Genomic DNA, 25,579 nt, shown 5'->3' with positions numbered 1-25,579 from the left:
GATGGTTGCGGTGACGAAATCAATGCCGGCGGGTCTGCTGTTTGCCGCGGTCCCCGACGTTATGCCGATTTATGAGGCTGAGGCGTTGGCTCGGGCGCTGTCGGCGTTCACTCCGACCGATGAGGCTGAATCGGTGCTGGCTAAGGCCGCTGCGGAGGCGCGCGCCGGCCAGGACTTCACCGATACGATGGGGATCTACGATTTGCGGAGTTGGAATCCGGTACCGCGGTGGAATGATCTTGCCCCTACTGATCGGCTGCGGGCGCCCATCGGGAAGACACCCAACGGCCAATTGGTGTATCTGGACATCAAGGAGGCTGCCGAGAACGGCGCTGGCCCGCATGGCTCGATGACAGGAATCACCGGTTCGGGTAAGTCTGAGCACCTCAAGTCGTGGGTCCTGGCGTTGGCCGCGACGCATTCCCCGGAACAGTTGCGGATTCTGTTGGGCGACTTCAAGGGTCAGGCCGGGCTCGGCGTGCTGGAGCATTTGCCGCATTGCGTTGGCATCGTGTCGAACTTGGAGAATTCCCGCCACAAGCTGGAGCGGTTCAAGCTGGTGTTGCGTGGGGAGGTGAACCGACGCCAGGAAGTGTTGCACGCCACGGGTTTTAAGGATGTGCGTGATTATGAGCGGGCACGCAAGGCCGGGCGTACTGATCTGGAGCCGATTGGCGCACTGCTGCTGGTTCTCGACGAGTTCTCCCAGATGCTGGAATTCGCCCCGGAAATGGCCAAGGTGATGGACCAGGTGGGCCTGGTAGGACGCTCGTTGTGGATTCACATCATCAACGCCAGCCAGCGCGCCGAGCAGGGCAAGATGTCCGGAATGATTGCCCAGCAGACGTACGCGATCGGCTTGAAGCTCAAGGACGCAGGCGAGTCTCGCGCGGCGATCGGCTCGACGCGGGCGTGGGAAGAACTCAAGAACGCCCCGCAAGGGTCGGCGTTTTTGGTGATCGACGGTGAGCACACCCGCTACCGCAGTTTTTATACCGGCGGACAGTACATTCCTCCGAAAATGAATGCCGCCGAACGGGATCGGGCTGAGGGGCATTATCTACCGGTGGCACGGTTCACCAGCGCGGTGGCAGCCCTTCCGGACACCATTGGCCACGACATCGAGCTCGAGGACGAGCTGATCGACGACACCCCCGAGGACGACGCGCCCACGGTGGCCGAGCTGATGGTGCAGCGGATGGCGGCTGCGGCCACGACGTTGCCACGTGGCCATCGGATGTGGCTACCCGCTTTGGACGAGACGTCGGCGCTGACGATCGACGTTGTCGTCAGCGAATTTTGGAACCGACCTTGGGATGAGTTCAGCGAGGACTCGGGCTTAGTCGCCGCCTACGGCCGTGAGGACGATCCGTACGCGCATTCACAAGACGTGGTTGCCCAGCGGCTAGCCGATAGCCACGGCGGTGTCGCCGGTGCACCGCAGACCGGGAAGTCCACCGCGCTGCGCACCTTGATCATGTCGTTAGCGATGGCCAATTCCCCCGAGCGTGTTCAGTTTTACGGAATCGATTGTGGCGGTTTGAAAATGCAGAGCGTGGCCGCCCTGCCGCACGTGTGCGGCATCGCCGGTGCTGGTGATGAGGAAAAGATCCAGCGGGTGGTATCGGAGGTGGAGCGGATTTTGCGTAACCGCCAGCGCGATTGGGCGCGCTGGGTTGATCCGGGCGCACGAGATGGGCATAGCGGGTTGGATCTGTTGAGCTTTCGGGCCAACAAGTTCGGTCCCAACAAGCGCCCGGTGCCCGAGGACGGGCATGGCGATGTGTTCCTGGTCGTGGACAACATGACCGCGATCAAGACTGAGATGCTGGACCTGCACGATCGCATCCACGCGTTGACGCAGGGGGCGTTGAACTTTGGGGTGCACGTGATCTTGGGTGCTGACACCTGGATGGAGCTCAAGGCCGAAGCTAAGCTCGCAGCCAAGGTGGAGCTACGCCTGGCTGAGTATTCAGACTCCAGGATGGACCGGGCGGCGGCCAAAAACGTGCCCGATCATCAAAAGGGTCGCGGCTTGGTGAAATCCGGCAACGAAATGCTGGTGGCGGTGCCGTATGTGGCTCAGTTTGCTGAGATGGACACCGAGGTCGCGGCCACTAATGCCACCGCCGAGCTGGTGGCGCACAAGTGGCTGGCGCGCGGGTTCGGTCGTGCTCCGCAGCTGCAGCAGTTGCCTGCCGACATCGCGTTCGCCGATCTTGACCCGCTGCCGGCGACTGCGCCGCGCCACGGCCTGCGCATCGGGATCGGGGAACGCGAAATGTCCACGGCGTGGCTGGATTTGGACCTCAATCCGCATGCGTACTGCGCGGGCACCAGCAAATCGGGGCGCACAGTGTTTTTGCGGACAGTATGCGCGGCGATCATGGAGACCTACACCCCGCAAGAAGCTCAGGTCATCATGTTCGACCCGGAGTTTTCGATCGGCGATGCGCTAAGCAAGGAGTACCGCACGGTGTGGGTAACCGAGCACCAGAAAATCCACCAGGCCGCCGAGCAGATCGCGCAGCGCCTCGAGGGGCGCCGTCCGCCAGACAATCTCGAACCCGAGGAGCTGCGTGACTGGAAACCGCAGCGGCCCAAATGGTTCATCATCGTTGATGACCTGACGCTGCTGAGCCCGGCGGGGGCAACAACAACCCTGCTGCAGCCGTTGGTGCCCGCCGCGGAGACGGCTCGCAATCTGGACCTGCACATCATTGCCGCGTCAGCATCCGATGACTGGTATGCCCGCGGCGGGGCCAACAAATTGATTGCGGCGATGACCCGGGGCGGGGCGTCAGTGGTAGTCCTCGACGGGGACCCAAAGAACGTCATCATCGACAAAGTCCGGCCAGCCAGCCGCATCCCTGGACGCGCAGAACTGTATCTGCGTAAAGGCGGCGGCCAGCTCATTCAGATTGCGCAACCACCTGACTTGCGGGCCGCGACATTGTCTGTCAGCGGCAGCGGTGTCGAGCAGGGATAATTGGGGAGGACACAAAACTGCATGATCGGTGAACAAGGAGACGTTTACGTGTTCCATTATCTGCTTCGCTGTGTATAGACTAGCGGCGGGCAGTTCCAGCGGTTCGATCCACAGGGTGAGGAGTTAACGGAAATGGGTGATTTCATCTTCATGGAGCCCGAGGCGGTTGTCGGCGCGTCGGGCAGCGCGGCTGCGCTGGCCGGCGAGGTCGCCGCGCATGGCGGGCAGGCTGCTGCGTCGTCGGCGGTGGTGCCTCCGGGTCTAGAGGAGATCAGCGCCGCCAATGCCGCCAAGGTGATGCAGGTGGCCACGGAGGCTTCGACGGTGATCGAGGCGGGCGCGGCGTTTCACGCCGAGCACGGATTGGCAGTAGGCACCTCGGCGGCCCTGACCACGTTGGCCGACGCGGTCAATTACGCGGCTATCGCCGACATCGTCTAAGCCGGGTGTTCGCGGGGGTTTAAGGGTCAGGCAATGACAGCTCCAGGAGCGTGGGCGGCAGATCCACCAGAGATCAACAGTGCGGGCTTTTGGCTGGGTCCTGGCGGTGAATCGTTTATGGCGGCTGCCGAGAACCTGATCATGGTGGCCTCTGGGCTGATCGCCAATCTCGGTGGGCAGGAGGCGATTAACGCCGCGTTGGCGATGTCGTGGCCTGACCCCACGGGCGAGCTGGCGGTGCTAGCCAAGGTTCCGCTGATGCTGTGGCAGGCGGCCGCCGCCGCCCACATGTCGGCATCGGGCAGCGCCATCCAGCAGGTGGCGATGGCGTTTGAGGCGCTCAAGGCGGCCACGCCGACACCGGTCGAGATCGGCGAAAACCAGGTTGAGCACGGGGTGCTGCAAGCCAACAACTTTTTGGGCATGTTGACCCCGGCTATCACTGTGAACCGGGCCAACTACGGCCGGATGTGGGTAACGGCGGCGTCGAACAAGTACGAATACGCCGCGTCCTCGGCGCCGGTCCAGGCGATCCCGCCGATGCCCGAACCGCCGCCGGCCGGTACCCCCGGCGGTGCGACGCCGTCGATGTCACCTCCGCAGGAGAAATCGGCCCAGGATCTGCTTAGTGGCGGTGGTTCGGACGCGATGAGCATGTTCATGGGGCCGCTGTCGCAGGTCGGGGGGCTGGCTGGACAACTGGGCAGCGGTGGGCAGTTGACGTCGCTGCCGCAGCAGGCGTTCCAGCCGTTCATGTCGATGCTCAGCGGCGGGGGCTTGGGCAGCAGCCTGAACCCGTCGTCGGAGGCGATGTCGGCGGCCTCGGCCGCTGACTGGCTTTCTGCCACCCCGGCGGCAGGAGGGCCGGTGGCGGCCAACCTGGTCAGCAGCGGCGGGGGCGGCGGTGTGGGCGCCATGGGGGCGTTACGGGGGCCAGCGGGTTTTGCCGCCGCGCCGACGGTGAACGCGTCGGCGGACAATCCCGAGGGCACGCTGTCGCGGGTCAACGAGGCCCGCGCGGCATCGGGGGCTCCGGTGAGCAGCGCGGGTATGGGCAGCAGCGGAGCCATGATGGGTCCGATGGGCCATGCCGGCGGCGAACACGGCAAGGAGCAGTCCAAACGCAAGACACCGTTGACGTCGTTGGCAGCGCTGTATCGGGCTCCGACGGCGGTTCCGGTGATTACCGGTAGTGGGGGTGCGGTCTTCCGACCGGGGGAGGGGGTTGACACACGCACGACCTGACAGCGGCGCTCACGCTTAGGCGGGACTCCCGCATACGTGATCTACCGACAACCAAACGTACACACTTACTCGAAAGGACATGCCCATGAGCGGCACACCCATTCACGGTGATCTGGAAGGTATCGGCCGCGACGCCGGTAGCTTGCAGGAGATCTCCGACCAGCAGGCAGCGATCATGCACTCCCTTGGCAGCACGCTGGAGGCTCTGGCCCCGGCGATGCGGGGCAGCGCAGGCCAGGCGATGCAAGTCGTGGGCGAGCAGCTGATCCATCAGGGCCAGCAGTTCTCCACCGCGTTTGCTGATCACTCGCAGAAGATGAGCAACAATGCTCACATCCTGTCCACGGCCGACTCGGACGGCGCTTCGCTGATCAGCGGCGTCGCCAACCTGATCTAGGCGACGGCGCCGCAGACCAGACCAGTCACATCCTCTGAAAGGACATTGCTATGTCAGTAATTCACTACGCGACCGCGGCGATCGCGGACGCCTCCGCCCAGATCGGGCAGGCCGCGAGCCAGACCGAGCAGAATCATCAGCGGTCTTTGGCAACGGTGCAGGCCAACGCCGAGAACTTCGGCGGCCAAGGCTCCGAGGCGTTCCAGCACGTCATTGCAACGCTCAACCAGAAGTACGCGCAGAGCCAGGAGACGATCCAGCGCGCCGGGATGGTGCTGCAGCAGGCCAACGAGGGCATGACCCACGCCGACGGTCAGTCCGCCGGCCAGTACGGGGTCTAAGCGGGCCGACTGGCCGAAAGTCACGTTGCGGCCCGGCGACGAGCTGGATACGCCCCCTTGTGGGGCACTTCGGCTCAACGCCGGGCCGCTGCGTGAGGAGCGCCCGATTCCCAGAAGGCTCATCATGACGCGACCACCGTCGTTTCTTAAGCGCCCGCCGCCGAAAACCCCGGGTCCACGTCCGATCACCGCGATCGACACGACCTGTGAGGGTGTGTGGCTGATGCAGGCCCTGTGTGGGATTGAACAGTTGCCCTCGGCGCTGCTGCTGCGGCCCTATGTGTCGGCCAGCGGCCGCCCGACGGGGCATCCGGGGATCGCGATCCTGCAGGAGGCGGGCGCGATCATGGATGACGAGACGGTGCACCCGACAGTGGCCCGCTGGTTAGAGACCCTGTCGGCGCCAGACATTGCGTTGACCGTCGATGTGAAGCGGCCCGGTGTGGAGTTCATGCGGATGGTGATCGCGCGACGTGACGCTAGACATGCGGCGATCTCGCGTGGCGGTGCGGGCAGCGCCGACAACATCACCATCGAAGAGGTGGGGGCTGTTCCGTCGTTACGTGTGCTGTTCGAGCGGATCATGGTGCTGTGCGACCGTGGGCGTGGGCCGGTGGAACCGGCGTCGCTGTCGCCGATCACGGTGCCTACCGCTGACCTGGTCGACGGGTTTGCCCGCATTGTGGCCGGCGACCATACGCCGGCATCGGCGCTGTCGTCGCTGAACCTGACCGCCGAGCAGCGCCGCATTGTGACGTTGGCTGCCGATCAGCCACTGATGGAAGTTGCTTTCGCGCTGATGGTGCACGACAGGCGGGGTGATCATGTGGCGGTGGCGTCGGCGGCAGTGACCGACACCGTCGAGGGCCGCATCGTGACGGGTCCGATCCTGGGGGAGGACGGGACATGGTGGACTCAGATCGTGCCGGGGACCTCTGATGCGGGCGGTGCTGCGCTGCGTGCGCTGGTCGCGACGGTGGGCACGACATGGGAAAACCACTCCCGCTACAAATAAAGCAATCGATCTGTTTACGGGCTGCTTTTTTTGATGCGGATGTGTTATTTTGGGTGTTATTGAGATGGGGGTGTCAGGGGCGAGTCCTTGACACGACGCTTGGGAGAGCCAGTGACCAACAGCAATGACCGCCAGGACTTCTACGGGCAGCGGGTCGGCGACGAGGAGCCGGAGGAGTCGAGCGGCGAACCGGCCGGTGAAGCGCCCGCTGCGAGCACGCCGGCCTCCGAGCCCGCCCCAGCTGCGCTGGACCCTGACGGCCACACCCAAATCGTCGACCGCGACGACATACGGCGCAAGCTCGCCGCCGCGCGGCGCCTACAGGATGCTGCGCAGGGCGAGGCTATGCCGGCGCAAAGCCCACCCGGGTTCGACAGTGACGAGCGGGTCGCGGGGACTGCGCCGCCGCCCGGGCGCACACCATCTGGGCCGCCGCGACCGCAGTACCCCGACGCACCTGGTCCTGATGGCCTCTACGGCGGTCCGCCCCAAGCGATGTCGCGGCCGCCGGCTCGGCCGCCGGAACCGTCGGGTCCACCCAGCTACGGCGGATGGCCGCCTGCAGGCGCGCCCGGGCGTCATGGCTCACACCGGCTCGAGGACGACCCTTACGCCTCGGTGGGGCCGATGCGCGCGCAAATCCACGAGAGCCAAGTGTCGGCACCGTATAAGCCGGTGCCCGAAACGGGCTGGCGCCACGGCCTGTACAAGGTCACCCGGATTAACCTGGGATTGTCGGCCAGCGAGACGCATTGGAACGATCTTCGTCGGCGGCTGAAAGTCAACCTGCGCGGCACGTACGTGATCGCGGTGATGCAGTCCAAAGGCGGGGTGAACAAGACCACCACCGCCGCCCTGATCGGTGCCGCACTGGCCAAGTACCGGGATGAGAAGATCGTCGCGATCGACGCCAACCCGGCGCGCGGGAACCTGAGTCGGCGGGTGGACGAGCCATCGACCATGTCGTGGCGCGGACTCAACGCTGATCAAAACTTGCGCAGCTACTCTGATTACCGCGAATTCCTCGGGAAAGATTCGACGTCAGGCCTCGAGGTGTTGGGCAGCGACCTGGGCCGCCAACGCATGACCGGAATGGACCTGCGGAAGTCCTGGGCGATTCTGCAGCGCTATTACCCGATCGCCATCGTGGACTGCGGGAACGAACTCGATGACGACATCGCCCGCGCACTGCTGGAGGACATTCCCGTGGACGCGATCGTGGTGCCGTCGACGACGCGCCTCGACGGCGCTCTAGCGGCGGCTGACACGTTGAATTGGCTGATGGACAGGGGCTACCCGCATCTGGTGCACGAGGCCGTGGTGGTGGTCAGCAACATCAACAAGATCAATGCCAGCGCAGAGGTCAAGCAATTGCACGCAGACTTTGAGCGCACGGTGCGATCGGTGCACGATGTGGGTTTCGATCCGCACCTCAGCGACGCTGTGGCCATCGAATACACCCGGCTGCAGCCTGAGACCTGGCTGCGCTACATCGAGGCGGCGGCCTCGCTGGCCGATGGGTTCGCCCGCGCCAACGACCGTAGTCCAAGGCCAGCGGGTGGTGCACCGCATGACCCTCCGACCCAGCGCCAGCCGTGGGGGCGCCTCGGCGGCCATGAGGGGGGCCAGTGGCCCGACGCCGGCCTGAACGCCGGGCCGTGGGGTCAGCGGCAGTGAGCACGGTATCGGAACACACTGGAACACGCTCAGCGGCACATGTTCGGCTCCGGGAGCAAGTGAAGGTCGCGGTCCTGTTCGAGGGCCGCCAAACCGACCTGGTGCTGCCGGCCACCGAAGTCGTGGCCACCGTGATCACCCAAGTTCTCACCCATGTCAGCAAGGCAGGGGAGGAACCGCGGGGCCCCGACGATGACGGTCTTATCCGACCGGGCATGCTGGTGCTCAAGCGGGTCGGTGGGGCGGCGTTGAACCGTGGCCAATCGTTACGCGAGCAAGGCATCACCGACGGTGCTCTGTTGATGTTGGAGGTCGACGACGCCGAGGTGTCGTTCACCGAAGTGGTGGAGAACGCGTCGTCAGCGATCGCGCATCTGAATGCGCAACGCTTCAAGGCGGTCACCGAGCAGACAGCTGTGACGGTGGCCGCTGTGACCGCCGCGGCCGCGGCAGCATTGATGGCGGGGCTGTTGATGTGGGTGTGGCACCTCGACCACCTCGCCGGGATCAACTGGCCGCTGATCACGCCGATCACCTGCGGTGCGATGGCGGTGGTGCTGCTGTTCGGCGGTGTGGCCGCGTGGTGGCGCCAGCACATGACGGTCATTGCCAGCGGACTGTGGGCCGGGGCGCTAATGGCCGTCGGCGTCGCCGGCTACACCGCCGTTCCCGGGCAGGTCGGCCCGTGGCATGTGGTCCTGGCGGCGTCGTTGACTGCCGCGGTGGCAGTAGCGCTGTGGGCGCTGGGCCCGGCGCCGGCAGTGGCGCTGGCCTGGCTGACCGCGGTCAGTATCGGCACCGGACTGATCGCGCTCGTTCACGCCCTGGGCGTCGCCATGCCCTATCTGTGGGTGGCGACCATGGTCGTCGCGCTGGTGCTGTTGAAGAAGGTCGAGCCACTGTCGGGGTTGCTGGCGCGGGTACCGATGCCCAGTTTCCCCACCATCACCGGCAAGCTGGTCTTCGACGACGCCGAAGACATCGCCGCCGAAGCGTTGGTGGCCGCAGAAACCGAAGGCACGCCCAGCGTCGATGAGCTGCGGCGGGCCGCGGCCGCGGCCAACGGCTACTTGCAGGCCCTCGTTGCTGCGGTGTCGCCGTTTTTCATCCTGGGCGCGGCCGGGGCGGTGACTCCCGGCCATGGTCGCTGGGTGTTGGCCACCGCATTCGTGCTGGGCATCGCCGCGATTCTGGTGCTGGGCGGGCGCGCGCTGACTGACCGAGCGGCCGCAGTGACCGTGGTGGGCACCGCACTGGCCATGAGTGCAGCGCTGGGCCTCAAATACGCTCTGTCGAGCCATGATCGGTCAATTAGCCTGATCGTGGCGGGCCTGATCGTGGCTTTGGGACTGGCGGCGTTGGTGATCGCCGCGGTCGTTCCCCGACGCGTGTTCTCTGCGCCGTTCCGCAAAATCGTGGAGTGGACCGAATACGCGCTGCAGGTTGCGGTGTTCCCGGTGGCGCTGTGGCTGCTCAATGTGTACGTCCTGGCGCGGGCGGCACTGCAGTGACGCGCCGATGGACGGTTCGAGGGCTCTCGGCGATCAGCGTCAGCGTTTTGGTGATGCTGACCCCATTGGGTGCGGGCACGGCCGGGGCGATCTCACAGCCGGTGATCGATCCGGGGGCTGTCCCCAACCCCTTGCCGCTGGGTCCAGGAGAGCCGCTGCGCCAAGAGCATCAATGCATCCCATCGGGGCTGCTGCCCAATACCGACCTGGGCGCACCGAGCGCATCGCAAGCGTTCATGGATATTCCGGCGCTGTGGCGCTCAGCGGGCCGCGGGGCGGGTCAGAGCATCGTCATGGTGGACACCGGGGTCAACGTCTCGCCGCGGTTGCCGCACATCCACCCGGGTGGCGATTACGTGGTCGAGTCGGCAAATGGGTTGCAGGACTGCGACTCTCACGGAACAGTTATTGCATCCGTGTTGGGGGCTCAGCCGTCGCAGACCGATGGGCTGGTCGGTGTCGTACCCGATGCAGACATTATTTCGATCAGGCAGTCCTCTGAGGCGTGGGTGCCGGCCAATCCGACATCGGCCGACGTCGAAACCGATCGCCGGGCCGGCACGGTTGCCTCGTTGGCCAAAGCGATTGTGTTGGGCGCCAACACCGGCGCCAAAGTGATGAACATTTCTATCGTGAGCTGCATCCCGGTTCTCAAGCCGGTTGACCAGACCACGCTGGGCGCAGCGGTCAGGTACGCAGCGGTGGACAAGGATGTCGTCATCGTGGCCGCAGGCGGCAACCTCGCCAATGCAGGGTGCGCGCAAAATCCCGACATCGACGCCACCAACGCAAAGGACCCCCGCAACTGGGGCGGTGTGGTCACCATCTCGACCCCGGCATGGTTTTCCCAGTACGTGTTGTCGGTCAGCGCCAGCGACGGCACTGGTCAACCCGCTGTCGATGAACAGCACCGCGAAATCTCTTTGTCTGGGCCGTGGATCGGTGTGGCCGCACCCGGGGTGTTCATCGAGGGCCTCGACGACAAAGGCGGGGTCATCAACGCCACGTTCGATGCGACCGCCGGGCAGCTGCGCGCCATCAACGGGACGTCGTTTGCAGCCCCATACGTTTCGGGTGTGGCGGCGCTGATCCGTGCGAAGTATCCGAAACTTACTGCGGCCCAGGTGATTCACCGGATCGAGGCGACCGCGCACTCGCCGGCGGCCTCACCGGTGGATGGCTCGGTGGTCGACAACCGGATGGGTTACGGCGCCATTGATGGGCTTGCCGCGCTCAACGATGACGTGCCGCTGGGCCCGGCCGTGCCCACGGAATATCTATCCCGGCCGCTGCACCCGCCGCCGCCTCCACCACCACCGGATCACCGCCCCATGATCGTGGCGCTGGCCGGCACGGGTATCGCGGTAGCGCTGTTGGGCGCACTGTTCTTCATTTCCCGCATCACCCGCGAGCGGCGATCATGACGCACCGGGTGGCGTTGAGTGATCCGGCCACTGCGGTCGCCGAGGAGCCGGGCACGCCGGGGGATCGGTTAGCGCGATGGCAGCTGCGGTGGCCGCTGCGTCGGGCGATCATCGCCGAGGTGGCCGCAGTGGCGGTGGCGGTTCCGCTGGCTGGGCTGGCGCCGTGGTGGGCGCTGGCGCTGGTCGCGGTCGTGGTGATCCTGTCGGTGGGGGTGACCTATCGGTCAGCGACCACGTTGAGCTGGTTGGGTCGCCTATGGCGGCTCCGGCGGGCGGGTGCCAGTGCCAAGCGGCGGCGTGCCCGCGCGACCCCGCCCGCTCTTTGTGAGGCAGAACTGCCTGGGGTGGGGCCATGCGGGCTGGCCTGGGACGGTCAATTCGCGATCACCATGATCGCGCTGCACGGCCGCCCATACGCCACGACCGTCCTGGTGTCAGAAGGTGCCGAATCGATCGACACTGTTCCGCTGAAGGTGTGCGGTGAGTTGCTTGAGCAGTTCGGCGGGCTCGAACTGCACTCGGTCGACGTGCTCAGCGACGGCACCCGCACGGCCGCTGATGGCCGGTTCACCCCTCGCTATGAGGAAATGGCCGCCGATCGGTCCGCTGTCGGGGTGCGCCGGACTTGGCTGGTGCTGCGGCTGCGGCCCACCGCATGCCTAGACGCGATGCTGTATCGCAGCAGTGTCGGTGAGGCGATCGCTGCGGCCACCGAGCGGATTCGGCAGGCCACAGTGCGCGCCGGGTGCCGTGCTGTGGCCTGCAGCACCGAGCAGATCACGGCCGCAACGAGCGCGCTGTTGGGCGGCTACGAGCTCGACGCCTATCAGGAGCGGTGGACCGACCTGCGCGTCGGCGACGACTACGTCACGCCCTACCGGGTGTCAGGGACCGATCTCAATACCCGCATGCTCAACGACGTGTGGACCATCCGGGCCAGTAAAGCCGTTGTGTTGGTTCGCATTACGCGTGACGACGAGACCGGAGAGCTGATGGCCGGTGCCTTGGTGCGGGTGCACACCAGCGCACCGCTGACCCACCCACCGGTGTCGACGCTGCAGAGCGTTCCCGGGCAGGCCTTCGAAGCGTTGACTGCCACACTGCCGCTGGGGGACCGCTCGGTCAGTCTGGCGTTGTCGGCGCGCCCGCTGGGGCGCGCCCCGTTGGCGGTCCAGGTCGGCCCCACCGGGTTTTTGCACGGCATGGCTGAGCTGTCCGGGGTTCCGTTCCTGCTGTCGTGGACCGACCCGCTTAAATTCCTGCGGATCGGTATCGCCGCGGACCTCGATGTCGTCGAGGCACTGGTGCTGCGCGCCACTTCGGCGGGGGCGACCGCCGAGATCCACACGGTCAGACCAGCACAGTGGCAACCAATCTGCGATGAAATTCGCATCAACATGGCGCGCAGACAAGAGCGCTCCAAGACCGCCACGCTGATCGTGGCCGACGGTCCTGAACCACAGCAAGTGCTGCGGGAAAGCGGTGAACGAGGCCACGCCCTGGTCACGGTGATGCCCGCCGGCGAACCGCTGCCCGAGGACGTCGACATCCGTATCCGTCAAATCGGTCCCAACCGGATCACCGTTGAGACCCCGGCCCGGCCACGGCCGGTGAATCTTGGAATCATGCGCCCGCGCAACGAAGCCCACACCCTCGCCCACCTACGCCACAGGAGCTAACCCGAGATGAGTTCGCGTAGCACCGAAGCCCTGCGCGCCGGCATGAAAACGCTGCGCACCAACCCTCGGCGCGCGCTGGAAGTGTTCAAGCTGGCCACCGATGACGACCCCGGTATGGCTGATGCCTGGCTAGGACGCATGGCCGCCGGGGACCGCTCGGCCGGTACGGTGGCTCGGCTGGCCGCGGCGCGGGATCGGCTCGGCTCAGACCTGCGGATCGCAGGCTCAGGAACGACCCTGACCGACCTCGACGTCACTTTCGATGTCGAATACCTGCGGTGGCGCATCCAAGATTCCACCACCGCAGAGCTGGCCTATATCGCCGCGCTGCTGGCTGACCAGAAATTCGCGGAAGCCCACACCCGCCTGGCCGCGCTGGGGACTGACCCCAAAGTCCAATTCACCCGCGCAGTGCTGATGCAGATGACCGAACGCTGGCCCGATGTCCTAGCCGCCGTGGCCGGCCGGGAAGCCTGGTTCGCCGACACCATGCTCAGCCAGGCCAGCGCACTGCTGGAAGCCAAAGCCGCGGCACACCTGGGGATGTGGGAGCGCGCCTCAAACGCTGTGGAGACCGCCAGCGACTCACCCTACGGACCTGACCCCATCGCCCGTGATGCGCTATTCCTCAAGGCGCTCATCGCACGCGCCCAAGGCCAGGACGACACCGCACGCCAAGTCTTGGGGGACGTAGCGATGCGCTGGCCCGACTTCGAGCTGGCCCGAATAGCGTTGGCCGACACAACATTTGGGATACGGGTCGTCGACCACGCCACCATCGACACCCGCGAGGACCCGTGGGACCCGGCTACCGGGCGCACCCCGGAGCAACGCCAAGACGATCAGCACACCGACGACGCCCGCAAAGACTTGGCCGAGGCCGAGCAGACCCTGAAAGCGATGATCGGCCTCGACGAAGTCAAGCAGCAGGTCCGCTCGCTCAAGGCGTCCACGGCGGCGCGAATACTGCGTTCCCGCAAAGGGTTTCCCACCCCGGCGGTAACCAATCATCTACTGATGATCGGGCCGCCTGGCGTCGGGAAGACAGAAGTGGCCCGAGTGGTAGCGAAAACTTTTTGCGGGCTGGGGATTCTACCCAAACGGGACGTTTTCGAAACCAGCAAGGAAATCCTGGCCGGCCAGTACGTCGGAAGCGTCGAAACCCAAACCCGCGAGTTCCTCGCCCAAGCTATCGGCGCGACAGTGTTTTTCGACGAATTCGGTGAACTGCTGCACGGCGGGTACGCCGGCGGCGACCCGATCGGACAAGGCATCATCGGAGCCATCGTCCCGTGGATGGAAAACAACAGGGACAAGGCCGTCTTCATCGCCGCCGGCTACCCGGCCGCGTGCCGGAAGGTCATCGAGTCCAACGGTGGCTTGCAAGGCCGGTTCGCCACGACGATCGCATTCGAGTCCTACCCACCGGACAAGCTCATCGAGATCGCCCACGCAATTGTCAAGCGCAGCAGCAACATCGTTGAGCCTGGTGCGTTTGAAAGCGTGCTCCTCGAACCGTTCACGCGGTTCTACAACGAGGTGGCGCAGTCACCGGACGGAGACACCGTCCGCACCATCGATGACCTCAACAATGGCAGGTATGTGCGCAACATCATCGAAAAGGCGCAAGCGGCACGCGATCTGCGGGTAATGGATGGCCACGGCCTTGACGACTTCGACCTGAGCGACCACACGTTCGGTGAATCGATACCCGCCAACGACCTTCTGCTCCTGACCCGCGACGATGTGTGGAACGGGCTACAGGACGCCACCCCGCCACGGTTCCGGAAGCGGTTGCAGACCCGGTAGTTTCGGCCAGGGTTGCACTCAATAGACGTGGTCTAGCAGGCGGCGCCGAGAGCCGCTATCATGTACATTGTGCCGCTGTCGCGGCGGCCTGATTCCCGACAAGCGACTGACCGCCCACATCGATCCGTCACTCAACAGATCGGGACAAGACCCTCGGGGTTCCGCGCACAAACCCTTTCAGAGAATGTTGCGCCGCAGATGTGGGCTGCCGCAACAACACCTTTGGATGGGATGTGATCTTCGCGATGACCGAGAAGTCTTGGAAGAACAAGGCCCGGCGCCACCAGAAAGCCAATGGTAGTTCTTACACCCGTGCACGGCGCGAGGTCGACAGCGCACGAGCCGAGCCGGATGCCGGCGGGCTCTGGTATGCCTTCGGTATCAAAGACGCCAGCAACCTCGACGTCGGCGACCTGTGGGCCCCACACGCACTGCGACCAGTACCCCTGGGCCTGACACCTAACGGGCAGCTGGTGTGGCTCGACCTGAACGAGGCCGCCGCTGGGGGGCATGGGCCGCACGGACTGCTGGTCGGAACGACCGGCGGCGGTAAGACCGTGGCTTTGCAATCGCTGGTGCTGTCGCTCTGCGTTCGGCATTCACCCGAAGTTCTCCAGCTGGTCTTGGTGAGCAGTCAAAATGGCTCAGGGCTCGCAGAATTCTCAAGCTACCCGCACGTCACCTTCGCATCGACCACCGCCGACGAACTGGATATCGGGCGCACCGAGCACGTGCTGACCGAGCTTATTACGCAGCGCGCGATGATGCTGCATGACGCCGCCACACCAAACATCGGCGCCTACCACAGGGACCGCGCCAGCAGACCGGAGGCCGAGCTACCACCAATGCCCCACGTGGTAGTCGTGATCGATGAGTGCTCCGCGCTCCTGCGCGACCGGGGGACCGCTCGAGCCCTTTCCGAGGTCCTCCGCATGGGGCGGTCTCTGGGCGTCCACATCCTCGGGGCTGTTCAGAACATCGAAATGGCAGATCCTGCGAAGATGGTTCTGGAGGGGCAGAGTACCTACACAATCGTGTTCAAAACCACTGCGCAGCAAGCTCGGTACCTTCTTGGCTCCGATGATGCCGCCGACTTCATCAACGCTCCGGGTGCCGGGATGTTCGCGATCCTCGACAATGACCTGGTGGCGTTCCATGCGTTCTCGCCGGTGTCTGACTCGGTGATCGGTTCCGTCCGCCGACAGCTCGAGAAAGCTTGCTAAACAGCCCGCTTGCGGCGTATCAATGCCAGCGACTCAGGGCTCCCGTAGCCGATCTGGACCGCCCCAGCCGCGATGGCCTGGGCGCGTTTGGAGTCGGTCACGTCATAGTGCGACTTCCAGGTCCCTGGGTATTGCGCCCAGCTTCGCCGAAGCCCGATTGACGCGGCGAAGCGGTGCAGCTCCTCGTCGCTGTCAGCCATCAGGTGCGACCACCGGGCAGCGATGCGCCCCACCCTGGCCGGCATCCGCAAGTCGTCGACGTACACTGCCATCGCTCAATTCCGATCTGTCGGCAGGTCATTGGGCGTTTCGTGACCTTGCTCCAATAAGGCGGCGACACCCTCTATGAGCGCGCGGTCGTCGGCGTCGTAGTGTGCCCAGTTGAGTACCGTGTCGCGGTCTGCGCCAGAATCAATTGCAGCAGCCGCGACGGCGTGGATTGTGGTGGACATGATGTCGCGCAGCAAGATCAAGTCATCGAGTGCCAGTCTCGCTGTCTCGGATACGGTATCGACACGTGGTCGGCCGGGCGTGGGCTCAGCGCCGGCGGCATCGTTGCCGATGAGTATCCGGTTACGGACGTGCGCCATGCCGGCGCGGACAAGATTGAGCCGCTTGACTATGTTGAGGGTGCGCTCGCGAGTCACCTCAGCCAGCCATGTGCCGGGCGTCATCAGCGAGTTGGCATCTGATGCAGCGCTTCTGCTCTTTTCCATTGTTGCCTTCGGGTCGATAAGTTGGTTGGCGCGGTGGCGGTTGGGGTCTGCGTTCGCTGTCGCCGTGTCTATGGCCGTACGTCGAACAAGGTGAGTTGCACGGGCTTTCGGGGAGGGCGCGGGGCACGGGGGGTGCGGCGGGCCTCTGTGTGCGCGACCGCGTCTATGGCGGCTTGAGCGATTGTCGCGTAGGTGGGGGACTGCTCTCTGTCAGGCGCGGTGAGGGCGCCGCGAAGCGATGACGGAACCATGGGCCAGTGGATCTCACACATAAACGTCGAATCGGGCACGTCGGTGGCGCATCCGTTAGCGTGGCAACGCGCGGTAGCGGTAGTCATCGGTGAGATTCCCTGAACGTCGAGGGCGGTAGAAGCTAAAGCCCGATGCTGTTGTCGTACAGGGCAACTGCAGGGCGGTCGCGTTGCGTCGAAAGGTAGTTCTGCAGCCAGGCCTGTGCGTCGGCGTCAAGGGCGGATGCTTCGTCCTCGGTGTGGATGCTATCGGCGCCGCAGGCACCTGCGCGGCCGTCTAAGGCGAGTCCTTCGTGGAGGAAGAACCGTGCGGCGACCACCTCGGGTGGGGTCGCTGCGGGGTCGAGCAGCGTGGTGGCTGCGCTGTCGATCGCAGCCATGGCGTACTGGGCGCGTCGGGCGTCGTCGCCGCTGAGGGCGGCTTGCCGCGCGAAGGTGATGTCGTCTCGTGCCTCGTCGAGGGATTCGCGGGCCGTGGGCTCGGTGCTCATTTCCACCTCCTGATGAAACAATACGTGCACAGTAGCATGTTTACTACTTGTCTTTCCTGCTTTGCTCTGTCAAGATGGGGTGATGAGCACGCTCTGCGTCCGCGCCCCGCGCCAGCGGGGCTCAACGCAAAATTGGACGGATAGCCTGCCCAAACAAGATGCGCTACAGCCCTTTCAATCGTTGCTCGGGTGTACCGCATCGGGCCAGGGTGCCGGGTCATGTGATGGGGCTGCCGTATTACGGCCCGCGTCTATGAAGCAGCGACGTGAACAGGTTCTGTTGGCGGGTGGCGGCGTGAACGACGCGCTGGACCTTGCAGCGGAGCTGCAGTCATGACCGTGTGCTCCGTGTGGCCTGCCGCCGCCGGTGCGGCGCGAGTGGTGCAGCGCACCATCTTGACACGGGACGGAGTTGCGCTCGCGGTCTATGACAGCGGCCCGATGGATGCCGATCGCACAGTGCTGCTGTTGCACGGACTGTGCCAGGGCTCGCAGAGCTGGGATCGTGTCGTCGAACCGTTACAGGATCGGTTGGGGCAGACCACGAGAATCATCCGCTACGACCATCGCGGTCACGGCAATTCGGCTCAAGCACCGATCCGTACTTATCACACCGAGCAGCTGGCCGATGATCTCAGCGACGTGCTGACCGCGATGCGGGTCCGCGGTGAGTTGACGGTCGCCGGTCATTCCCTTGGGGGTATGGCCGCGTTGACCTTTAGCGCCTGGCCTGCGCATCGCCAGGCCGTGCGCCCCCACGGCTTGATCCTGGTAGCCACCGCGGCAGGCGAGCTCGGACGCCATGGGCTGGGCCGACTACTGAGGACTCCGGCGCCCGATATGTTGGCAGCCTTGGTTGCCCATACCCCCGCTGCAGCTGCCGAAGGCGCGGCTCGCAGCGCGGCACGTCCGCTGTGCGAACTGGTCGGCCTTTGCCGGGGGTGGCCGCGCGTCGAGCGTGCGGTGCTATGCGCGATGTGCAGCGCCGCACTGGCATCGACGTCGCTGAGTACCGCGGCGGGATTTCTGCGCGGTCTGCGCGGCTACGACCAGCGCGCCAATCTGGGCAACATTGGTGCGCTGACCACGGTCATCAGCGGGGATGTCGATGTAGTGACCCCGCCGGCGCATGCGGTGCTGATGGCGGCCGGTATAACCGGTGCCCGGCATCGTCGGCTAGGCAATGCCGGGCACATGCTGCTGCACGAGGCACCACGTGCGGTCGCCGACGAGATCGCCGCGGTCGTGGCGATGGGCTCGGTCGTGGGTGGTGGCCAGGCTGGCGGCGTTGATGTCGATCGGTGTGCTGGGTAGCTGTGGGTGCGCGGATGAGTACACCTGGGCGTGGGGTGTGGAGGCCCTCGAAGCATGAGCATCGCTGAGGAGTTGCGCGCGCAGTTAGTTGACGCCCTAGCGAGGTCCGCGGGGCCTGTTACGACCACCGCGGCCCGCATCGCCGTTACCGAACACCGTGGCCGACTTGGGCGCCGAGCGGTGGTCGCCGAGGAGGTTTACCGGGCCTTGCTCACTTTGCAACGACGCGGGGTGGTGCGCAGAGTGCACAACCAGCCGGGCCGCCTGGCGCACTGGGAACTGACAGAAACCTATCGCCGGCGCGGCGAGCAGACGGGTTGCCGATGAGCGGGTCTGTTGGGCGCTCAACACAGTCGAAAACTGGTGGAAAAATGGCTTTTTTAGCCTGCCTACTGGCCGGAGAAGCCGCGACCTGCCTGGGACTGTTAGCGAGCTTCGACTATGTGGCGCAGGTGGGAAACCGCGTCATGACCTGGCCGGCGCGTCCCGGCGTAACTGCTGGCGCAGACGGTAGCGAACCGGCTGGGCGCTGCACGGATCTGGCAGAGGTGAATGCGTTTGCCTGCGAGCAGGTTTCAAATCGCCGTATTGCCCGCAACGGCGAATTAACACAGGAGGAACACCACCGATGACCACTACAGAACCGTACGTACGCCCGCAGACACCGTATTGCGGTTTTATGCGGCGGTTCGTCAAAGGCCGCGAAATGCTTTATGTGCCACGGACAGCGGCTCATTGCTTGATCAGCGCCCCGACCGAGTCGGGCAAGTCGCGTCGGCTGCTGGCGCCAGCGAGCACACTATGGGGTGGGCCGGTTGTCCAGGTGTCGTCCAAGGACGACGTCATGCAGAACACGATGGAGCGCCGATTCGGGCCGAAGGCGTTGATCGATTTCCGGCCGATCGTGCGGCCGGTCTACCCGCACGGTGTCGAGGCGATGGCCTATGACCCGACCACGACAATAGACACGCCGTTACAGGCGTTAACGATCGCCGAGACCATCATGCAGATGGCAACGGTGGGTATGGGTTCTGGGGCTGACCAGGTCTCCGACGGGGGTGTGTGGGAGTCGCAGGCAGCGGGCCCGCTGGCGGCGTTTCTGTATGCGGCCTCTCCGCAGGGTAACCGTCGAGGGATGGAATGGGTTCTAAGGGCCGTCGACAACCTCGACACCACACCGGAGGGCGCCAGCCAGCCTGGTTGGCTGCAGGCAGCGGCGATCTGCAGCCGCTACGAAGTGCTGGCGATCGGCATGACCCGCATCCTGGGAATGGAGCCGCGGCAGCGGGACTCGGTCGCGATCACTATGCGTAAAGCGATTACCCCGTGGCTGCGCACGGCGCTGATGGATGCCGGCACAACAGATCTGACGAAAGTGTTCGATCCGTCGTTTCTCGACCAGCCCAACGCCACACTGTTCGTGCTGGCGCCCGCCGATGGCACTGTGGCCGGCGCCGCGGTTACCCTGATCGACTCGTTGGTGCGGCGGTGGCGGGAGAAAACGTCGCAGCGAGAGCAGATGCATCGGTTATTGCTGGCGATCGACGAGCTACCGAACACCGCACCGCTTCCGAGCCTGCGGCGCATCGTGGGGGAGGGCCGTGGCCTGGGCATCAATCTGCTGGCCGTGGTACAAGCCTCGTGCCAGAATGACACCGTCTATGGGCCGACGTATGCCCAGGAGCTCCGAGAAATCTTCCCCGCCAACATCATCATGTATGGCGCGCACGAGGAACTGCTGATGAATCGGACCGAAGACTGGTCCGGTCTGACATTTCGGCGCACCGAAAGCTACGGCCAGGCCGACGGGCATAAAGGGCTTAACACTGATTTCGGCCCGTCGCTGAAGTGGCAGGAACTGCTTCCTCCCGACGGTGAGCATGCCCGCCTACTGATTCGCGGCGGCCTTGGTTCCTGCGTGGAAATTCCCGATTGGACCCGTTTCAAAGCGTATTACGACCAAGCGTGCGCCGCGCTACGGGCTCGCGCCGCCAAGACGTCACTGAACCCGCGCGTGCCGACGCCATCGGAAGGCGGCGGGGCGCAGGGACTGCGGTGGCTTGCCCGGATGATCGGGCGGTGAGGGCCGTGTCGCCCGAACGGTGGCGCGGTCCAACACGGCTGGGTGTGGCAGCGGTGTTCCTGGCGGCGGCCACCACACTCACAGGGTGCGGCGGGCTACCGGCCAGGGCCGCACACACGATGCCCTCCGACGGCCAGTACAGCCTGCTCCAAGAGCCCCAAGCCAGCTACGCCCCGATTAGAGCACTGATCGAGCGGGCCGCGAAGTCCGTGCGGATGACGATGTATCTGCTGGCGGATCCGGCTATCGAGCAGGCGTTGGTCGACGCTCATCGACAGCGGGGTGTGGCCACGACCGTAGTACTCGACCGCGCTTTCCACGGCCAGCGCGCCAATCAGGCCGCCTACGACGCGCTGCGGGCGGGTGGAGTCAACGTGGCCTGGGCTCCGGAGGGAACCATCGTGCACGAGAAGGCTTTGGTGATCGACGACAAGACCGCGGTGGTCAGCACCGGCAATCTCGATGCGCACTATTACGCGACCGCTCGGGATGCGGCTGTCGTCACCACCGTGCCTACACAGGTAGCCGCAATTGCCGAGACCCTTGACGCAGACTACGCCGCGGGGCAGTTGTCGCGAGCGGTCGACGCTGCTGGCCTGGTGTGGTCACCGGCGGCGCGGGCGGTGTTCGTGCGCACTATCAGCGGTGCGCGCCGCTCTGTTGAGATCACCACTGAGGAGTTCAAGTTCCTTGGGGGGTTCTAGGGTGTTGCGACGGCCATCACGCGGTGGCTTCGCGACGCAGTGACAGGAGCGAGGAGTCCGCGACCATGCTCGGGTCATCTCTCTTCGGCTATGACACCTAATTGTCGGGATGATCGCTGTGGCGCGGCAATAGGTTCTTGTGCTGTGGGCAATAGGAATTGATCGAGGCGGCGATGAAATAGCCGGCTTCATGTGGCGACAGGTCTGTGCCCTTTACTACGGACAGCGCCACGACGGTCGGCGTTTGACCTTTATCCAGTCCAGCGCACGCGGCTCGGCCCATCGCGGTTAACGCGGTGGCGTCAGTAATGACGATTCCATGTTTTTCAAGGGTCGCTATGAACGCATCATCAGTTTGATCCGCCGGTGCCGGAGGGGCGAAGAGCACCGCGGTGGCGGACAAACAGACCGCACCGAACACCGACCACTTGTCGGAACACGACCGCCTTCCCGTTATGGCACTTTCCTCCACCGCCTTGACCTGGCGCAGCACTGCCACCAGCGGTGGTAGTTGCTCGTCCCGCGACGTTGACGATAATACCCTACAGGGGTAGTGTATTTGCATGTTGGTTCGTCATCTCGCCGGTGCGCGTCCATCGTCTGCAACTGCGGTGAGGCGTTCCGCGGCAATGCTTCCGAGAGCAAGTGCGGCTGCGCGGTTTGCGTATTCAGCAGACGGTTGCTTGTGAACGCAATTCCCGCAATGAGCCGGCGCTTCCGTCTTTTCACGGCTCTCCTGGTGTATATCGGCATCGCACTTGGCGTGGCCGCCCCGGTTGGTGCCGAGCCCGACAACCCATTCGGCGGCCTCAGTTGTTCCTGCGATCAGCCGCTCGCCGGTCGGCATAATTTTGATGCTCAGCAGATACTGCAGGGAATCCGGTCCGGCCTCAGTAGTCGCATATGGCCGGCGTTGATGCCCGTGAAAACAGTTGGCATTACTACGTTGTCGTGAACGGCGCGTCCGTAGTGACTCAGTCAGTCCCCGAGGGAGGCCTGCACCTTTCCCCGCGGCCGCGCGCACGCAGCACAAGGCTGACGTGGTCGGGTTCAGCTCTATCCAGAGGGACTATCTGTGATGTATGCGGCACATCACACATCCGCCCCCATGCCCTTGTGCGGCGATTTGGGCGTACGCGGGAGTGGGGGTAGCCAAATCGACCACCCCCAGGCCCGCAGTCCCCAGCATGACTACCAAAGCTACACGCGCCAATGTGTCCATACCGCAGTATACCATACCCCCCTAGAGTAGTATATGAATTGATCGGCCTGCCAGCGCCCCGAGTGCTGCTCTTCCTCGTGCGGCGCCCGATGCGGTACGCGTGCCGCCGTTGCAGCTGGAGGTACAGGTTGGCCCAGTTAACCCCTAATAAGTTTGTAGGGACCGCGACTCCAATCGACGCACGAAGCACTACCTCGAAATGGAATTAGGTACCCCCGCTGGGTACTCTGGTTGAGAAGATGTCAGTGGTGGCCGACCTTGCTCGTCACCAAGCGGTAACGCCGACGATGTGCTGGGAGCCAAAATGGAAATGAAACGCGGATATGTAGGCCACAAGGACACCTATGCCAAGCGAATGCGCCGAATCGAGGGCCAAGTTCGCGGCATCGCCAAGATGATCGACGACGACAAGTACTGCATCGACATCCTTACCCAAATCAGCGCGGCCAGCAGTGCGTTGCGGTCGGTGGCGTTAAACCTGCTCGATGACCACCTTGACCATTGCGTAAGCCAAGCACTTACCCAGGGAGGCAACGAGGCTGACGTGAAGCTGGCGGAAGCCTCCGCGGCTATCGCACGACTCGTGCGTTCCTGATCAATGCGATAGGCCGGCGACGCAAGCCCCAGCCCGTACCGGCACGCACCTAGCGCTTGACTGATGTACCCTACCGGGGTACCGTCCCGGGTATGAATGAAAATAACACCTGCTGTTGCAAATCCACCGGCTGCACGTGCGGCGACTCCGCTTGCACCCAAGCTGCCGGCTGCAACTGCGGTCACCCTGAGTGCACCTGCAACGACTGATCTCCGTCAGCCCAGGCTTCGACAGTTTTGTCGGCGCCTGGGCTGATCTGATTGATACTCCTCACCGCTAAGCTGCCCTGCCAGGTCAGACGGACCTTCCAGCCGAGCCCGACATGCCCCCGAGACGTCCAGCGTCGCGGGGGCATTTACTGGCCGTGCGTGATCGCGACAAGCCACTCACCGCGGCACCAACGAAACCGCCCCTGCCGGTGGACAGTTGGCGTGGTCAGTCCCACCAGGCAGATCCGCCCGATAATCCGAAAGGCACAGATGTGACGAACTCACTGTCGTTCACCCGGCACAGGCTCACCGCGCCCCGGTACGCCAGGCCTGCACACACAGGGCATGTGCTGGTGGGCGCGTGGCGCTCGACGTTGTCGCGATGTCAGCTGGTCCGATGAGTGATCTGACGCTGCGGTGGGTTGTCACCGTGCTCTTTGGCGCCAGCATCGCGATCTATCTGTATATCCTTGTGGCCCAAGGCCGCCGGTGGACTAACGCTGTCAATCATCTGCTGCACCTTGCGATGTCGGTCGCGATGATCGTGATGGTGTGGGGAATCGGAATGAACCTACCGACCGTTGCCACCATGACTTTCTTCGTATTGGCGGGCCTGTGGTTCGCCCGTGCAGCCGCCGGAACGTCGACTGCGACTGGAGAGCAATTCATTAATGGCTACTACGCCGTGATGGCGGCAGCAATGGCGTGGATGTTCGCGGTGATGAACGGTGACTTGGACGGCCAGGTTGTTCATTCCTTCGATCATGCACCGTCAGGGGCACCGGCGATGGATATGTCCGAAATGGCCATGACGACCCCACGCGCGTTCTTGCCGAGAGGATCTGGTGGCGAGTGGATCACCGCGGTGAACTGGGTCGCGACCCTCAGCTTCGCCGTCGTGGCCCTGTACTGGGCATGTCATTACCTCGCCTGGCGCCGTACAGACCCCGCGCCATCCATCTTGCGCCCCGCGCATTTGGCACCGGTGTATCAGTGCTGCACGGCTGCCGGTACCGCCCTGATGTTCGGCGCCCTGCTGTAACGCGGCCCACCGCCTAAGCGGCCAAGCGTCCTGCCCGCTGCACTATCTCGATGGTCGTACTGAACTGTCCCAAAGGTCGGGTGCCCGCGGAGGCGAGGGTGTTTGGGGTATGGGCAGTCCGGGTTGTTTGGGATGTTTGGGTGTTATCGGGCCACAGTTCAGGCGGAGGATGCAGCTGCGGGGACTGGCCCGGCCGCCACCGCCGAGAGGGACCGACGGTGTGGGCGCTGTCGTCACGCCGAATGAAATCGTTGTCGTTGTGCTGCTTGGCAACTGACCGCTGCTACTACCAAATTCGACCGCAAAAATAACCGCACCCGCGCCACCGAGCGACGCGATCACCTGCCTAGCTTTAGTTTTCATCAGATTCTTCTTTCACTATCGTGTTGTCCGATTGCTCCCGCTGTCGTGCGCCGAGCCCGATACCGGGCAGGGGCCGTAGGGCCCCTCACGCGGGGCAAAGCGTCTCTGGTGGCTTGGGGCCTACCGGGCGGTCGTGGTGATTGCACGAGTTCTTGACCGAAAGCTCATCGGAGGACGAGACACGCCACCACGAGCGCAGGTTGATCGTCGCGTCGACAGCGGGTTCTCGCGTTAAAGCCCGCCGTTGACAAGGTCATTGGTCACTGGCCGCGGCGGGTAAGGCGCAACGGCCTAGCGCTGTCCGATCAGCGACGGGCGAGACAGAACCGGGTCAAAATGTCTTGACCGGTATGGGGTACGACGCCACGGTGGGGGCCTCGCCTCGCCGGTGCCACACGGTGGGCAACTGAACCGCCGATGGCGGTCAGCACCACGGCGATCCCGAGCGCAACAAGAACCGTGGCCGACGGTGGGAGCACCGCCATCGCCAACGACGGGGGGCATGCCGGTGACATGGCGCAGTCACCGGCCGCGGGGCCAGCGTCGGCGGTGAACTCACGGCTCAGGGAGGTGAGTGAGGGGTGCGCTGGGTTCGATGCAGAGGGTTGGGATCTCACCAGCCAACAACCGGGGACGCCGAGGAGCACCCCCACTGTGACCAGGATCGTAATGACCGATCGCAGTCGGCTGGCACTCCAGCATCCGTGTGACGCCGTCGAGGGGGCCGAGCGCGCCTTCGATGGCGGTCGTGGGATCTCGCAGGAGATTCCGGCGACCGAAACGACCGCTGTGCTCACCGCGCTCACCGCCAATTTTGATGATCGCGCCCTGCGCCACA

General features: G+C 64.6%; 23 protein-coding genes. 18 read left to right on the top strand and 5 right to left on the bottom strand.

The features are described 5' to 3' along the window. Nucleotide 1 precedes the first annotated feature (1 nt). From eccCb to AC5Y7V_RS27515, 12 genes are all read left to right on the top strand, one after another. Nucleotides 2-2,989: a type VII secretion protein EccCb gene (eccCb, locus tag AC5Y7V_RS27570; RefSeq protein ID WP_499883215.1), complete on the top strand. Its 2,988-nt coding sequence runs from the start codon at nt 2-4 to the stop codon at nt 2,987-2,989. A gap of 132 nt (nt 2,990-3,121) precedes the next feature. Then, nucleotides 3,122-3,430, top strand: coding sequence for a PE domain-containing protein (locus tag AC5Y7V_RS27565; RefSeq protein WP_085165257.1), 309 nt, complete (start codon nt 3,122-3,124; stop codon nt 3,428-3,430). Nucleotides 3,431-3,463: 33 nt separating this feature from the next. Next, nucleotides 3,464-4,675 (top strand): PPE domain-containing protein, encoded by a 1,212-nt coding sequence (locus AC5Y7V_RS27560; protein ID WP_499883214.1) that lies wholly within the window; start codon nt 3,464-3,466, stop codon nt 4,673-4,675. 85 nt (nt 4,676-4,760) lie between these two features. After that, nucleotides 4,761-5,072, top strand: a complete 312-nt coding sequence (locus tag AC5Y7V_RS27555; RefSeq protein WP_141224779.1) for a hypothetical protein — start codon at nt 4,761-4,763, stop codon at nt 5,070-5,072. Between the two features lie 50 nt (nt 5,073-5,122). Next, on the top strand, nt 5,123-5,413 hold the full coding sequence (locus AC5Y7V_RS27550; RefSeq protein ID WP_085165262.1) for a WXG100 family type VII secretion target: 291 nt from the start codon (nt 5,123-5,125) through the stop codon (nt 5,411-5,413). Between the two features lie 124 nt (nt 5,414-5,537). After that, nucleotides 5,538-6,428 carry an ESX secretion-associated protein EspG gene (locus AC5Y7V_RS27545; protein WP_085165265.1) on the top strand — a complete coding sequence of 297 codons (891 nt, stop codon included), beginning with the start codon at nt 5,538-5,540 and terminating at the stop codon, nt 6,426-6,428. Nucleotides 6,429-7,055: 627 nt separating this feature from the next. Then, a complete protein-coding gene (locus AC5Y7V_RS27540) occupies nt 7,056-8,105 on the top strand; it encodes a MinD/ParA family ATP-binding protein (protein WP_499883253.1) in 1,050 nt (349 codons plus the stop codon). 59 nt (nt 8,106-8,164) lie between these two features. After that, the gene (gene eccD, locus AC5Y7V_RS27535; RefSeq protein WP_499883213.1) at nt 8,165-9,616 is read left to right on the top strand and encodes a type VII secretion integral membrane protein EccD; all 1,452 of its coding nucleotides are present in this window, start codon (nt 8,165-8,167) and stop codon (nt 9,614-9,616) included. Nucleotides 9,617-9,669: 53 nt separating this feature from the next. Continuing rightward, a complete protein-coding gene (gene mycP / locus AC5Y7V_RS27530; protein ID WP_499883252.1) occupies nt 9,670-11,040 on the top strand; it encodes a type VII secretion-associated serine protease mycosin in 1,371 nt (456 codons plus the stop codon). Next, nucleotides 11,037-12,719: a type VII secretion protein EccE gene (gene eccE, locus AC5Y7V_RS27525; protein WP_499883212.1), complete on the top strand. Its 1,683-nt coding sequence runs from the start codon at nt 11,037-11,039 to the stop codon at nt 12,717-12,719. Before mycP ends, eccE begins: the two co-directional genes overlap by 4 nt. A 6-nt stretch (nt 12,720-12,725) precedes the next feature. After that, nucleotides 12,726-14,528 carry an AAA family ATPase gene (locus AC5Y7V_RS27520; RefSeq protein WP_499883211.1) on the top strand — a complete coding sequence of 601 codons (1,803 nt, stop codon included), beginning with the start codon at nt 12,726-12,728 and terminating at the stop codon, nt 14,526-14,528. A gap of 233 nt (nt 14,529-14,761) precedes the next feature. After that, the gene (locus AC5Y7V_RS27515; RefSeq protein ID WP_499883209.1) at nt 14,762-15,751 is read left to right on the top strand and encodes an FtsK/SpoIIIE domain-containing protein; all 990 of its coding nucleotides are present in this window, start codon (nt 14,762-14,764) and stop codon (nt 15,749-15,751) included. On the opposite strand, the gene AC5Y7V_RS27510 is transcribed toward AC5Y7V_RS27515, so the two are convergent. From AC5Y7V_RS27510 to AC5Y7V_RS27500, 3 genes are all read right to left on the bottom strand, one after another. Continuing rightward, nucleotides 15,748-16,023, bottom strand: coding sequence for a DUF4031 domain-containing protein (locus AC5Y7V_RS27510; protein WP_499883208.1), 276 nt, complete (start codon nt 16,021-16,023; stop codon nt 15,748-15,750). The genes AC5Y7V_RS27515 and AC5Y7V_RS27510 overlap by 4 nt on opposite strands. 3 nt (nt 16,024-16,026) lie before the next feature. Continuing rightward, nucleotides 16,027-16,467, bottom strand: a complete 441-nt coding sequence (locus tag AC5Y7V_RS27505; protein ID WP_499883207.1) for a hypothetical protein — start codon at nt 16,465-16,467, stop codon at nt 16,027-16,029. Between the two features lie 373 nt (nt 16,468-16,840). After that, nucleotides 16,841-17,209, bottom strand: a complete 369-nt coding sequence (locus AC5Y7V_RS27500; RefSeq protein WP_499883206.1) for a hypothetical protein — start codon at nt 17,207-17,209, stop codon at nt 16,841-16,843. A 333-nt stretch (nt 17,210-17,542) separates the two neighbouring features. Between AC5Y7V_RS27500 and AC5Y7V_RS27495 the strand changes: the two genes are divergently transcribed. From AC5Y7V_RS27495 to AC5Y7V_RS27480, 4 genes are all read left to right on the top strand, one after another. Then, the gene (locus tag AC5Y7V_RS27495) at nt 17,543-18,523 is read left to right on the top strand and encodes an alpha/beta fold hydrolase (RefSeq protein ID WP_499883205.1); all 981 of its coding nucleotides are present in this window, start codon (nt 17,543-17,545) and stop codon (nt 18,521-18,523) included. 371 nt (nt 18,524-18,894) lie between these two features. Further along, nucleotides 18,895-19,155, top strand: a complete 261-nt coding sequence (locus AC5Y7V_RS27490; RefSeq protein WP_499883204.1) for a hypothetical protein — start codon at nt 18,895-18,897, stop codon at nt 19,153-19,155. After that, nucleotides 19,152-20,606: a type IV secretory system conjugative DNA transfer family protein gene (locus AC5Y7V_RS27485; protein ID WP_499883203.1), complete on the top strand. Its 1,455-nt coding sequence runs from the start codon at nt 19,152-19,154 to the stop codon at nt 20,604-20,606. Before AC5Y7V_RS27490 ends, AC5Y7V_RS27485 begins: the two co-directional genes overlap by 4 nt. Further along, complete coding sequence (locus AC5Y7V_RS27480; protein ID WP_499883202.1) at nt 20,603-21,310, top strand: phospholipase D-like domain-containing protein; 708 nt, start codon at nt 20,603-20,605, stop codon at nt 21,308-21,310. Before AC5Y7V_RS27485 ends, AC5Y7V_RS27480 begins: the two co-directional genes overlap by 4 nt. A 97-nt stretch (nt 21,311-21,407) precedes the next feature. Here AC5Y7V_RS27480 and AC5Y7V_RS27475 read toward each other — a convergent pair whose 3' ends face one another. Then, nucleotides 21,408-21,809 (bottom strand): DUF732 domain-containing protein, encoded by a 402-nt coding sequence (locus AC5Y7V_RS27475; RefSeq protein ID WP_499883201.1) that lies wholly within the window; start codon nt 21,807-21,809, stop codon nt 21,408-21,410. A gap of 1,027 nt (nt 21,810-22,836) precedes the next feature. Between AC5Y7V_RS27475 and ricR the strand changes: the two genes are divergently transcribed. Together ricR and AC5Y7V_RS27465 are read left to right on the top strand one after the other, a co-directional pair. Next, a complete protein-coding gene (ricR, locus tag AC5Y7V_RS27470; protein ID WP_499883200.1) occupies nt 22,837-23,127 on the top strand; it encodes a copper-sensing transcriptional repressor RicR in 291 nt (96 codons plus the stop codon). 606 nt (nt 23,128-23,733) lie between these two features. After that, entirely contained in the window at nt 23,734-24,378 is a 645-nt protein-coding gene (locus AC5Y7V_RS27465) for a DUF5134 domain-containing protein (RefSeq protein WP_499883199.1), read from the top strand. A 668-nt stretch (nt 24,379-25,046) separates the two neighbouring features. On the opposite strand, the gene lpqS is transcribed toward AC5Y7V_RS27465, so the two are convergent. Further along, complete coding sequence (lpqS, locus tag AC5Y7V_RS27460) at nt 25,047-25,538, bottom strand: putative copper homeostasis (lipo)protein LpqS (RefSeq protein ID WP_499883198.1); 492 nt, start codon at nt 25,536-25,538, stop codon at nt 25,047-25,049. Between the last annotated feature and the right edge of the window lie 41 nt (nt 25,539-25,579).

The sequence above is a fragment of the Mycobacterium sp. NGS34 genome (assembly GCF_059812845.1).
The sequence above is the reverse complement of the archived record's forward strand: the minus strand, read 5'-3'. Positions and strand labels throughout refer to the sequence as shown.